Origin of the sequence: Limnobacter sp. SAORIC-690, from assembly GCF_002954425.1 — a bacterium.
GTDB lineage: Bacteria > Pseudomonadota > Gammaproteobacteria > Burkholderiales > Burkholderiaceae_B > Limnobacter > Limnobacter profundi.
Genome location: NZ_MQVZ01000001.1, coordinates 1,798,102 through 1,810,565 on the forward strand (window position 1 = coordinate 1,798,102; position 12,464 = coordinate 1,810,565).

Annotated in this window: 12 protein-coding genes and 1 tRNA gene; 1 reads left to right on the forward strand and 12 read right to left on the reverse strand. The window is 51.9% G+C overall.

All coding sequences use genetic code 11. From position 1 onward, the window contains the following. The 7 genes from BSZ31_RS17805 to BSZ31_RS08635 form a co-directional block, all read right to left on the reverse strand. Positions 1 to 130 (reverse strand): 2Fe-2S iron-sulfur cluster-binding protein (locus BSZ31_RS17805; RefSeq protein ID WP_146106744.1); only part of this gene is annotated, 130 nt, incomplete at its 3' end. Between the two features lie 15 nt (positions 131 to 145). After that, entirely contained in the window at positions 146 to 1,204 is a 1,059-nt protein-coding gene (locus BSZ31_RS08610; RefSeq protein WP_105028401.1) for an NADH:ubiquinone reductase (Na(+)-transporting) subunit F, read from the reverse strand. Between the two features lie 16 nt (positions 1,205 to 1,220). After that, positions 1,221 to 1,583 carry a phenol hydroxylase subunit P4 gene (locus BSZ31_RS08615; RefSeq protein WP_105028402.1) on the reverse strand — a complete coding sequence of 121 codons (363 nt, stop codon included), beginning with the start codon at positions 1,581 to 1,583 and terminating at the stop codon, positions 1,221 to 1,223. 22 nt (positions 1,584 to 1,605) lie between these two features. Continuing rightward, a complete protein-coding gene (locus BSZ31_RS08620) occupies positions 1,606 to 3,147 on the reverse strand; it encodes an aromatic/alkene/methane monooxygenase hydroxylase/oxygenase subunit alpha (protein ID WP_105028403.1) in 1,542 nt (513 codons plus the stop codon). Between the two features lie 45 nt (positions 3,148 to 3,192). Next, complete coding sequence (locus BSZ31_RS08625) at positions 3,193 to 3,495, reverse strand: MmoB/DmpM family protein (protein WP_008250736.1); 303 nt, start codon at positions 3,493 to 3,495, stop codon at positions 3,193 to 3,195. Continuing rightward, the gene (locus tag BSZ31_RS08630; RefSeq protein WP_105028404.1) at positions 3,492 to 4,505 is read right to left on the reverse strand and encodes an aromatic/alkene monooxygenase hydroxylase subunit beta; all 1,014 of its coding nucleotides are present in this window, start codon (positions 4,503 to 4,505) and stop codon (positions 3,492 to 3,494) included. The genes BSZ31_RS08625 and BSZ31_RS08630 overlap by 4 nt, the downstream gene beginning before the upstream one ends. A gap of 34 nt (positions 4,506 to 4,539) precedes the next feature. Continuing rightward, entirely contained in the window at positions 4,540 to 4,836 is a 297-nt protein-coding gene (locus BSZ31_RS08635; RefSeq protein ID WP_008250741.1) for a phenol hydroxylase subunit, read from the reverse strand. A 599-nt stretch (positions 4,837 to 5,435) separates the two neighbouring features. On the opposite strand from BSZ31_RS08635, the gene BSZ31_RS08640 reads away from it, so the two are divergent. Continuing rightward, positions 5,436 to 5,511, forward strand: a tRNA-His gene (locus tag BSZ31_RS08640). Between the two features lie 235 nt (positions 5,512 to 5,746). Here the strand turns inward: BSZ31_RS08640 and BSZ31_RS08645 are convergent. From BSZ31_RS08645 to BSZ31_RS08665, 5 genes are all read right to left on the reverse strand, one after another. After that, positions 5,747 to 7,402 carry an iron ABC transporter permease gene (locus tag BSZ31_RS08645; protein ID WP_335618477.1) on the reverse strand — a complete coding sequence of 552 codons (1,656 nt, stop codon included), beginning with the start codon at positions 7,400 to 7,402 and terminating at the stop codon, positions 5,747 to 5,749. After that, positions 7,347 to 8,363 (reverse strand): extracellular solute-binding protein, encoded by a 1,017-nt coding sequence (locus BSZ31_RS08650; RefSeq protein WP_206018575.1) that lies wholly within the window; start codon positions 8,361 to 8,363, stop codon positions 7,347 to 7,349. Before BSZ31_RS08650 ends, BSZ31_RS08645 begins: the two co-directional genes overlap by 56 nt. 16 nt (positions 8,364 to 8,379) lie before the next feature. Continuing rightward, positions 8,380 to 10,815 (reverse strand): TonB-dependent receptor, encoded by a 2,436-nt coding sequence (locus BSZ31_RS08655; protein WP_240605675.1) that lies wholly within the window; start codon positions 10,813 to 10,815, stop codon positions 8,380 to 8,382. 104 nt (positions 10,816 to 10,919) lie between these two features. Further along, on the reverse strand, positions 10,920 to 11,972 hold the full coding sequence (locus BSZ31_RS08660) for a FecR domain-containing protein (protein ID WP_105028407.1): 1,053 nt from the start codon (positions 11,970 to 11,972) through the stop codon (positions 10,920 to 10,922). A gap of 38 nt (positions 11,973 to 12,010) precedes the next feature. Then, positions 12,011 to 12,464 (reverse strand): RNA polymerase sigma factor (locus BSZ31_RS08665; protein WP_105028408.1); only part of this gene is annotated, 454 nt, incomplete at its 5' end.

Below are 12,464 nucleotides of genomic sequence, written 5' to 3' on the forward strand. Positions count from 1 at the left end.
TGCCGCATCCACCACCACGGCATCCCACCGGGATGCCTTTGCGGTTCAGTTGCTCCATGCCTTTCAGCAGGTTGTCTTCTGAGCTGCAGGTGTACTCTTCCTTTGTGTTTTGAATGGCCACGCGGTGCATGTGTGCAGCCCTCCGTTACACGTGTTTGAACAGCGGACTTTTCTTGGCCAGTCCTTCTGCATCGGCCGAGGTCAGGAACCGCTCGGTGTAAATATCCCGTTCAAACAACTGGCCTTGCATCAGGGTTGAAATACACGCTTCAATCATGGGCGGTGGTCCGCACATGTAAGCCTTGTGGCCCCGAAAATCATTGTTGAAGTGCGCCTTCAATGCCTCGTGCACAAAACCTTTTGCACCGGTCCAACTCGCGCTCACATCTGCATCCGAGAGGGCAGGAATGTAGGTGAAGTTGGCGTGTTTGGCTGCAAGCTCCGTGAAGTAGTTGTGGTAGTACAACTCGGCTTCATTGCGTGCCCCTTGCACCAAGGTCATGGGCAATGTGCAACCCTCATTAAACAATTCTTCAATCATGGCTTTCGGGCTGGAAAGGCCAGAACCACCTGCCAGAAAAATCATGGGTAGATTGGCCGATTTGCGTGTGAAAAAACGCCCCAGCGGGGCTGTGAACTCAAGCGTGTCGCCCAGGTTCAGCACATCGTGCAGCCAGGTAGTTGCTGCGCCACCTGGTACTTTTCGAATGTGCAATTCAACCAGGTTTGTGCCAGGGGCATTGCCGATAGAAAACGCACGTTCGCCCTGCACGCCCGGTACTTTCAGCATGACGTACTGCCCAGCTTGAAAGTGAACTGGCTCATCGACTTCAAGCCAGATGCCGCGAATGGTGGGGGTGAGCATGTCAGCTTTGACCACACGCCCGGAGAAATCCTGAAGTCCGATGAATTGCGCATCTGGGTCTTCATCCACCTCAGCTTCAATCACGGTGTCGCATTCAACGGTTGCGCAGCACGCCAGAATTTTTCGTTCATCGCGTTCAAAGTCCATCAGCGCAAACGGTGAGGCTTCACCATGTTCGAATTCACCTTCCACCACTTGTACCTTGCAAGTGGCGCACAGGCCATGACCACAGGCGTGGGGTAGCCACACACCTGCACGAAGGCAGGCGTCCAGCACGGTTTGCCCTTCCTCGATATCGATTGTTTGACCAATCGGTTCGATGGTGAGTTGATAGCTCATGGCAGGCTCCGTTGGTTCAGGCGCTGGAACCGGCAATGCCGGTCAGCCCTGGCGTGGTGAAGCGCAGCACTGACTTGTGGGTCAGGCCGTTTTCATCCAGCGATTTGCCCAAGTCGGGGACGAGGTTTTCACGCCCGTGTTTCCACTGAACGGTGCTCCAGTCAATCTTTGAAAAGTCGGGGTGACTTCCATACAGCGAAGGCAGTACCTCATTCACCAATGCCCCGAAGGGCATGGCGGGTGGTAGTGGCAAGGCCATGGGTGCGCAAAACATCAGGTGGTGTTCCCAGTTCACGAACAACAAGCGGTTGCCGTGAAAGTTCTCTTCAAGATCGCGTACCACGCCGGTGTAGCCCGGCTGTAATGAAACGAGTGCCATGTTGTTCTCCTCCTAGTTGTTCTCAGGCCGCCGGTGCGTCTTTGTGGTCGCGCCCTGTCCATTGCTCCCAGTTCGTCTGGTCCTGACTACCCATGTACTCGCCGTTGTCCTGGCCGGGCACGATGTTGTAGTACTTCATGACGTTTTCAAGGCCTTCGCCACCGCAGTTACCCTGGAAAATCTGGTGCACCGGCAGCCAGCTTTGAACGTACTTCTCGGGCTCGTTTTCGAAAATGTCTTTACAGCCATCTGAGCAGAAGTGGTACTTCATGCCGTGGTAGGTTGTTTCCCGCAGGCAGGTGGTTGTGGGGTCATCGGGTTCAGTGAAAATTGTAGGCACCTGGCACAACTGGCACAGCATCGGCAGGCCAGGGTTGCTCCAGCGTTTGCCTTCTTTCTGCAGGGCATCCCAGTGCTCAAAACGTGGGCGATAGTGCTTGTCGAAAGTCTCTGGGTACTTCTCGCTCAACCACTTCAGTTCGCTTTCTTCAGGAACCCAGGTGTGGAAAGCTGCAGCATGGCTGTAGTTGTAGAAGGTGGCCCACACTTCATGGCTCAAGCGGCTTTTTTCCGCTGTGGCCACTTCGTGATATTTGGGCATGCGGATGCCGTAGCGGCTCAAGTCTTCGAACAGGGCGCCACCGTTTTTCTCGAAATAGGTTTCCCAGGCTTCCTGCCAGCTCATCACGCGCTTGGGCAGCATGTAGTCCATCATCATCGACACCAAGGCCAGCAGGCGATAACCGCGCCAGAACCATTTGTCGATCCATTTTTGAACGATATCTTTGTTGCCTGGGTCTTGTTCCAGCATGAACTTGACCACTTCAAGACCAAGAGTCATGTGGCGGGATTCATCCGATTGTGCTGAAAAGCCGAAAGTAACCGTGGCCATGTCGCCGTTGTAGGCAGCACCGCTCATGAATGGCATAAACAACAGGTTGGTCAACACATACTCAAAGGAAAACGAGATGGCTGTAATGAACTCGAATGGCCCTGCTGATTGCGCATCTTCAAAATAGCTTTTGGGCACGCTGAGGTACCAGACCCGGTCGTGCATGTGGCGGAAGTCGTGCAAGCCATTGAAAAATTTGTTGTAGTGGCTGATGGTGTGTACCTGCGTTTGTGCATGGCGCAATTCATCAATGGCCTGCATTTGCGATGCGATTCGTGCACTAACTCCACGGAAAGAACGACCCACGTGGGCATAGCCACGGTGCGCTGCATATTCCAGTGGTGATACACCTGTGAGGAATAACTTCAATGTGTTGATGTAGCGAGCATCCGTTACATTGAACTGGCCGTTGTTCTGTGCAAAAGCGTCAATGATGGCGTAGAGTTTCTTCTCTTTCTCGCCCTGGAATTTCCAGTACGCGTCCATGGTCAGGCGGAAGGGGTCTTCCCACTTGTCCCAGTCATGGATTTTGATGCCTTCGAACTGGTCGTAAGGGAATACATCGTCCATGGCCTGGTAGGTGGTGTCCCAGCCAAGTCCGCGGGTCATCATGCCGTATTTCTCTTTCAGGCCCAGTTTTTTGTTGCCTGTGTTCTTGGGTACTGCGCTCATGTCTCTACTCCTTCAAGTTGAAAGTTCACTGTGGCTAAGTCGCGTTTAAGCGGCCTGGCCCCAGTACAGTTCAAATTCATCCTCTGTTTCATTGATGCTGCCGGACAGGGAAATCAGGTTCAGGTGAATTTCCTGAAGATCCCAGTCGCGCCCCATCAGGTCGGATACGCTTTGGCGCTTGACCACCAAACGGCCGGGCGACTCGATCTTGACCATCGCCGGGAACTCCTCGACCGTGGCTTGCGGGTTGTCTTCTCGAATGGCGGCTACGATATTGCGCGTGTCGTCGTTGGTTACAAATGCGATGAACACCGGCGTTTTTGTGCGTTCGGGGGTAGGCGTGTTCATGCTGGGGCTCCAGGGGTTTTCAAACCGATTTTCTTGGCGCGCACCAGCAGCTCTTCCTTGATCTGCATGAAAATGCTGGAGGCTTCTTCTGCAAACAATGCGGTCATCAAAGGCTGCAAGGCGCGTGTGGTTTCAGTCATCCAGATGTCGAACCAGCGGCTCAGTATTTCCTTGTTCTCTGGTGATTCATCCACTGCGGTTTTAATGGTGGAGTCCACCCAACGCTGGGTTTCGACAAACCATTCCTGCATGAAATTGGTACACATAGAGAAGGTTTGGCCGGCCATTGGGTTCAGGCGGGTCTCAAGATGCTTGTAAAACATGGGATAGACCAAGCCGTCCATCACAAAATTCTGGGCCAGAAAGACTTCAAACCAGTCTTTGGTGACAAACAGGTTTTCCATGCTTCGGCGCAATTCTTGCCATTCGGGGGTGTGCAGCCAGTGTTGTTTACCCACTTCCAGCGAGTCGCCAGTGTTGCCATCGAGTAGCAAACCGAGGCGGCTGACGTATTGCGCCAGGCCCAAGCGGTCCATGGTGTTGTACATGGTGGCTTGTGTAATTGCAGCGCCGTAACCGAAGCTGGTGCAGAAGCAGTTGTTCATGTTTGCGCCCCACTCGTAGTGGCGAAGCGGCAGCACGGCGAAGATCAGATGTTCTTTGTCTTTTTCCGAGAGGTTGAAAAACACACCACGCTTTTCTGCAAACTCAAACTGCTTTTCGGCTGCATCTTGTTGCTTGGCACGGTTCATGGTGTACACGCCGTAGTAATACTGGCGTGGATCTTTGAAGCTGTACCAATCGGCCATTTTGATGGCTGTGCGGGCAGTGTCGTACAGTTCGTACTGTGGGTCCCAGATAGGGCGGTAGTGGAAGTTGGTGTCCGACTGCATGTCGAATGTGGCTTCCTGATACCGTGATGCAGGTTTGTCTGCGCCCAGCCTACGGGCCACATGTGAGAACGTGTTGCGCAGTTGTTTGATGTTCGACGTTTTGATGTCGACTTGCATGATGTCTTCTCCTTTCCTCTATTTATTTGGTTTTTTATTCGCTGACGCCAGCCTGGCCAAACTGCCATTTCAGTCTTTCGTAATCCAGCCAGGCGCATTGTTCGGCGGTTAGCTCAACGGCCTTGTGCTGTTTGCAGAACTCTCGGAACTGCTCAAACTGCATGACCAGTTCCACGCACAGCTCTGGATCGCCAATCGAAAACTCGAACTCGACAAAGCGATTGTTCAAGGTGCCGGTCACACGCACATAGCGTGGAATTGATGCCTCCAGAATTCCGTTCATCTCCGGTGGCGGGGTGTCGCTTTTTGATGTTTTGACTTCTTTGATCATTTGGAACCCTCTTGCTTGATTTCCCTAGTAGAGGGGGCAAGGGGTGTGCCAGGTGCTCTAAGTGATTGAAATTATTAGGTAGTAAAAAAATAGAGGGGGAATTCTAAGAAATTTACGGGTATTGAAAAGATCAATTGCTGCGGTGCAAGTTGATCAAATGATGAAGTTGGATTTGCAAATATTTACGACCGGACCGTTTTATGCCGAGTCTTTTTGAGGATCGAGGTTTGTCTAAATTGGTTAACCTTTTTTGGGGTATGCTTAGACGCGAAGCAAATAGACTAGACCGGTTATAAAATCAGCAAACTTAGTCTAATAGGCTGATACCAAGTCATCGTTTAGCCGCAGTTCTAGTTGAACCGATGCTCAGATTATGCCGTTTTTTGGCGTTCATCCGATTTGAATTACTAGTGCTATGTTGATGTTAAGCGACATTATTGGCATGGATCACAAGAGTTACAACCTCGCTGAGAGCACGAATTGACGCCATTTGAAAACTAACTGTGTAGTTTTCTACACAGTTACGTGTACCAAACTTCTAAGGGGTCGGGGGTTCGAACCCTCCGGGCAGGCCAAGAATTTAGTACCGGTTAACGGTGGCGGTGTTAGCTCAGTTGGTAGAGCAATGGATTGTGATTCCATGGGTCGTGGGTTCGAGCCCCATACATCGCCCCAAGAATATCAAGGACTTAGCGCTGTGAGGTGCTAGGTCCTTTTTGTTTTTGTGCTAATTGATTTTCTCTTGAGAGTAATTTGCCAAGGCTGTTAATTTAGAAATTTGCTCTGGGATCTTCAGCCTTGCTCAAGCGGCTGGACTACCCCGCCTATCGTGGAGAACTCCCGGCTAATATTTGGAACCTGGGGACCAATTAGAAATCGGATGGGCTACTTTGTATATTCACGCCTGATGTCATGCTGAATGACCGGTTTGATTCGTTTTGCCAATCAAGTAAATTACAGGTATCAATCCAAGCAAAGCGATGATGAGCGCAGGTGATGCAGCCTCCACCCAAAGTGATTCAGACGTCAGTTGATACACACGCACTGCAAGAGTGTCCCAGCCATATTGACGCGTCATCAGGGTGATTGGCATCTCCTTCATGACATCAATCATCACCATTAAAAATGCTGCAAGTAATCCTGGTTTGAGCAAGGGTAAATGCAGCTTCACCAGTATTTGTAGGGTGTTCAGGCCCAGGGACGAACACACATCTTCTTGATTTTTCGTGATGCGTTGCATGCTGCTGTCGGTGGACTGAAACGCGACAGCCATGAATCTAGCAGCCAGGGCCAATAACATGGTAATCAATGTGCCTTTCAGCAGTTGCAACTCGGTGATCTTGAAATTTTCTAGCAGCGCTCCTAGCGCATTGTCCAGCCAGGCAATCGGTATGTAGATTCCTACTGCAAGCACCACACCCGGTAAGGCATAGCCTAGTGTTCCCAGCTTGCTTATCCATATTGTGGTGGGGTCAGGATTTCTTCTTTTTATCCACGAAAGGCTCAATGCGAGCATTGTAGCCAACGATGCCGCGAGTATGGCCAAAATCAAGCTGTTGGCTGCAAACTCAAAATACCGCATATCAATTTGTTCTTTCCAGGATTGCCATGCCCATGCGATCAACTGCAGCATTGGGACCAGGAAAGTAAACATAAAAGTTGCAGCACATAAGACTGTGCACAGAAGTGCTTGCTTGCCTCGAAGCTGTGAACGGGCAGTGATGGGGTTGTTGACATGAAAGCGTTGCTGTTTGGTTGCTTTTTGTTCGAAGGCAAACAAGGTCAATACACAAAGAATCAGGATACTTGCTAACTGCGTTGCAGCTCCCAAGTTGTGCATGTCAAACCAAGCTTTGTAAATTGCTGTGGTGAAGGTGTCGTAATTGAATACAGCCACTGCTCCGAAGTCGGCCATTGTTTCCATAAGGACCAATGCCAATCCACCCAGTATCCAAGGTTTAGCCATGGGTAGGGCTGCCTTAAAGAACGACCAATATGGTCCCATTCCCAGGCATCGTGCTGCTTCCATGGCGCGCGGACCTTGGGTAATGAATGCACTGCGGCTTAACAAATATACATAAGGGTAAAAGGCGCTGACGAGAACCATGACCAGCCCCCAAAGGCTACCGCGAATATCAGGCAGCCATAACTCGGGGCCAAACCAAAGTCGAAGGGTACTTTGAACAGGGCCAGTGAACTCAAAAATGCCCATTTGCACAAAAGCCAGCACGTAGGCGGGCATGGCCAAAGGCAGAACCAACGCCCACTGAAAAAAACGTCGCCCCGGAAATTCGCACACTGCGGTTATCCAAGCCAGGGGCACACCGATTACAATCACACCCGCAGCAACACACACCATCAAAAGCAGGGTGTTGCCCACCACAGGCGGAAGCACATACTGTGCAAAGTGGGCCCACAGGCTTGTTTCCGAGGTCAAAGCCAAATAGAAAATGACCCCCAGGGGAATGAGGGTCAACAGCGCAATTGGCAAGGCCTTGAGCGCGCCAGTTTTAACGGTAGCCAACGCGATCGAGCAATCGAATGGCTTGGGCCTGTTTGGAACCAATGTCTGCAGCGTTAAGCGGACTTGCCTTGAACTGGCCCCACGCTTTCACGATGGGGTCGGCATCTGCTTTCACATTGACAGGGCTTTCATAGGTGCCATGGGTGTACGCTGTTTGAATAGTTTGGGACGAAAGCCATTCCAGCAATTTACGCGCACCTTCCGGGTTACGTGCATGCGTGGTTACTCCGCCTCCCGACAAATTGACATGCGCACCACCTTCGCCTTCTCCTTGATTGGCCCAAAACAGTTTGACCTGTTGTCCGAATTCTGGCTCGCGAGACAGGATTCGACCGTAGTAATAGGTGTTGGAAATACCGACCTCACACTGCCCGGCGGCAATTGCTTTTAACAGGCTTGCATCGTTAGTGAATACGTCTGTGGCGAGATTGTTCACCCAGCCCCGTGCGATTTGCTCGGCTTTTGCCTCACCATGTTTGGCAATCAGCATGGCCACCAGCGATTGGGTGTAGGTTTGTTTGCTGGTGCGCAGGCAAAGCTTACCCTTCCATTTGGGTTGAGCCAGGTCTTCATAAGTGGATAGATTTTTGGGGTCGACTCGGCCTGCTGCATAAAAAATGGTGCGTTCGCGTTTTGATAATCCATACCAGCGCTGGCCTGGGTCGCGCAGGTAGTCGGGCACGTTGGCGGTTAGCACGGGTGAGTCCACTTTGCGAAGCAAACCTTTCTCGGCTGCATTCCACAGGTTACCCATGTCCACCGTAATCAATACGTCAGCAGGTGAGCTCCTGCCCTCAGCACTCAATCGCTCGGTGAGTGAACCACCTCGATCTGTGAGCAGATTGATTTTGACACCGGTTTCTTGTGTGTATTGATCAAGTGTTGGCTTGAGAAGTTGCTCGATCCGGGAGGAATAGACAGTGACTTCCTCTGGCTTTTTTTGAGCCTGTGCAAGCCCGGGTAAAAGGACTGCGCAGAGTGTGGCAGTGATTGCAAGTTTCATGATTTTTGTCCTTTGTTCAGAATGTGACATTGGCAGAAAGCCAAAGGGTTCGACCACCTGGCAAGGTGCCCTTGGTAGACTGTGCTGAGCGGAAATAGGGGCTGCCGAATACCGTGTTTCCGTTGATGTCGGAGTACGGTGTGAATTCCCGGAAGTCTTTGTCCAGCAGATTGAAGAGGGTGCCGTTCAATGTCACGTTGTTCGAGACCTTGTATTGCCCGGTCAGTGAAAAGATGGTGTAACCCTTCAAGTCACCCAATGCGCGGAACTCATTCAGACTATTGCCAGTGAGTGCTGCTGGGTCACCATCAAAGCGGCGACTGTTGCCGCGGTATTCTCCACGCAATGACCAATTCCATTTGTCACTTGCGTCCCAACGCAAGGCCGCATTCGCGATGTGTTTGGCCGTATCGCTGAGTTCGCCAACGTTCTGTCCATCTTCCACCAATTCGGTTTCGGTGAAGGTGTAATTCAAGTTGGCTGACCATTGCTTAGCGATTGGAATGCGGGTGGCCAGTTCAAGTCCGTAAGTGTCTGCACGGTCTCTGTTTACGGGGTAGGTGGCGGTGGGATTGAAGCTGCAAGTGGGGATCGCAGTGGATGTGCAATCGCCACCATCGCCGCTGATGATGTCTTTGATGCGGTTGTAGAACAGCGTGCTAGATACCGTGAAGCCAGCCTGATTGTCGTAGAGTGCGCCGAATTCCGTGTTTGTACTGATTTCAGGTTGTAAGGCTGGGTTGCCGATGCTGATCACCGTGCCTTGGCCGCTAATACCGCTGATGCCATCGGCAAGTTGGTTTAGTCGAGGGGCACGGAATCCGCGGCTGATCCCACCTTTCAGAGTCCATGCGTCGCTTGTGTTCCACACCAAATAAGCGCGAGGGCTGAGGTTTCCACCAAATGCATCGTGTTGGTCTTGACGAAGGCCCAGTGTCAAGGCCAAGTCGTCACGCAGGCGCCATTCATCTTCTGCGAAGAGTGCCCAGGTGGTTTGAGTGTAGGGGTTTGGCACCAAACCGTCTTCAAGCTCGGCATCCCAGTACTGCGCTCCAGCGGTCACTACATGTTGATCGCCAATCGGGGTTACCAGTTTGGTGTCCAGAATAGTATTGGTGGTCTCTAGTCGTCTGGCTGTGCCGATTGATGCATCACCTGCCGGGCGGGCAGAGGACGGAATGGTGCGGCCCTCTGTTTCGGTGATACTTCGAGTCAGGCTGCTTTCCAGGGTGCCGAATTGCATGCGGGTGGTGTGCCCCAACACAAATTGCTGTCGGTTAAAGCTAAGCGAATCTGCGTAGCCGCTTGCTGTATTGCTTGGAGCACCCGTGTTGCAGTTGAGAAAGTCGCGTGTCCCAAGCTGACATTCATCATTGTCGTAGGTGGTGCGATACGATTCAAAATCAAGCCAAAGGTCGTTGCGGGTATTGGGCGTTGCAGTCAGGCGAAAGCCAAGGTTGTGCTGACGAGTTTCTACCGGGGAGGGACCGCGGCGGCTGATTGTGCCACCAGGGGTACTGGGTTCCAGTGTGGATTCATCCCGGCGAAACAGGTTGCCACGAATGGCTAAGCCCAAGGTGTTTTCCACCAAGGGACCGCTGACATAGAAACTCTGTTTTTGGGTACCCCCTTCGTCGCTGTTTTCCGGGATTCCAGTTTCCAGTTGGACCGAGCCTCCCCAGGTTTTTCCAACCTTGCGGGTGATGATGTTGATGACACCGCCCAAAGCATCTGAACCATACAAGGTTGACATGGGGCCGCGGATCACTTCAATCCGCTCAATCGCAGACAGCGGTGGAATCAAGCTGGTCAGTGCATCGCCAAAACCGTTGGGTGTAACATCGCCCGCTGTGTTTTGACGGCGTCCATCAATCAGCACCAATGTATAGTCGCTCGGCAGTCCCCGAATGCTGATGTTCAGGCCACCTGTTTTTCCAGTGCTGCCGCGCACATCGATACCCTCGACATCTTTCAATGCTTCAGCCACGTCGCGAAACTGTTTTGTTTGCAGTTCTTCGCGACTGATGACAGAAATCGACGCAGGTGCCTGAGCCAGGTCTTGTTCAAATCCAGATGCACTAACCACCACGCTGGACAATTTCGGAGCGTTGTTTGGATTGCTTGAAAGGGCAGGCTTGGTGACCACATAGTTGCCATTGCTTTCCAGAACCTGAAGACCACTACCAGCCAACAACAGATTCAGGGCCTGCCGCGCAGTGTACTTGCCGCTCACTGTTGGAGCTTGCAAGCCCTTCACAATTGATTGATCTACTACCAGTTGCGTGTTGTAAGTGTTGGCCCATTGAATAAGCGCTTGGTCTAAGTTCTGGCTGGACAAACTGACTTGTTGCATGGAGCTGTTTTGAGTTTGCTGTGCCAGTGCCGGGCTGCTAGTCAGAGCCATGCTGATGGCCACTGCGAGCGCGCTCATGCGGAGTTGATGGGATTTCATGCTGTCCTCTTAAAAATAAGAAATGATTCTCATTTAAGAAGACGTGAGAGAAAACCAAATTACTGTAGGCCAATGAAGATTTTTTTCAGAATACCTCGCGAGCTTTATTTATGCATCAGCAGTTGCTGTTGATTCTGTTGAACAACTTTAAGGGGAAGTGCTTGGTTGAGTATCTCTGCGATCGCTCGCTTGTTGCGAACATCAAAAGAGGCCGATACCTTCAGACTTGCTAGTTCTTGATCGCCCAGTCGCCAGGGGATGGTGCTGTAGCGATTCAGCTCAGCTAGCAATTCATCCAGTCGCGCGTTCACCACGGTGATCCGGTGCGAAGTCCATTCAGGCAAAGCGCTGGCTTGAAGATTTCGCAATTCAATGGTTTTGCCCTTTGTATCTAACGCGAGTTGTTGAACCGGGATAAGCTCCGTTCGGTGTGCATAGTTAATGAAGGGCGCCCAGTGGTCATTAATATGGTGCTCCACAGCCACGTGTCCCTGTTTTACGGTGATAACTGGTCCTTCGGTACCCGAGTGATCCGGGGTCCATCGAACATCGAATACGGTACCAAGCACTTGTACCTGTGCTTGCGGCACAGTCACCGTGAAGGGGCGACTGGGATCACGTTGCACATCGAAACGAACCTGCCCCCGGCTGATTTCCACCGTGCGGCGCGCACGGGTGTATTGCACGTCAAGTTGTGTATTGGTATCCAGAGTTAGTTGAGTGCCGTCTCCGAGTTTGACTTGCTTTATTTCGCCTACAGAAGTTTGGAGCTGGGTTTGCTCCACTGGCCAGAACTGATACCAGGCCGCAGATAGTGCGGCAGTCAGCAGCATCGGCAGGCATGCAATTGCGGCAATTTGCAATGGTTTGTGCTTGGTTTTGGGGGGTGGACTGGGATCAAGTTGAGATTTGTCTATCAAAAGCTGTGCACGCAGACCTGCCAATTGCTCAGCTTGAATGTTTCGCAAGGTGGCATTCACCGCCTCACACTGGGCCATGGCACTCCGATTGGCAGGGTTGTCAGCAAGCCAGGCTTGAAAGGCTTTCTCCTCTGTCTCGGACCATGGGCCTTGTTGCCGCTTCAGGGCCCAATCCACTGCGTCTGCCTGGCTAGCAGTTAAGACATCGCGGTGTGGCTCGGAAGAGTAAGGGCGCATTGAAACCAATTTAAAGTGGGGCTATAAATGTTGACGAACTAATCGGGCAAATTACCGTACTCAAGCCCCTTGATGCACGCAGCCATCGCAATTCTCAGTTGCATTTCAACAGTACGAGGCGAGATTTCCATGCGTTGGGCAATTTCCTGGTAGCTAAGCCCATCAAACTTGAACAGGATGAAGGCCTCGCGACAGCGGGGCGGCAAATCATTGATGATGGCGAGTAGCTTGTCTAGTTGCTGGTTCGCACTGGCAATCTGCTCTGGATGGATAGGTTGCGCCGCAGTCGAGAGATAACCGTTTTCTTGCTCCTCTTCAAGTGATAAAAGTTCTGGTCGGTTACTGTGCTTGCGGTGCTCATCGATTAGCCAGTTGTTGGCGATTTTGAACAACAGAGCCCGCGGGTCAAGCACCGCTGCACCTTCGCGTTGCATGGCGACAGCCCTGGAGAAGCATTCCTGTGCCGCATCGGCGGCCAAGTCGTGGTCGCGC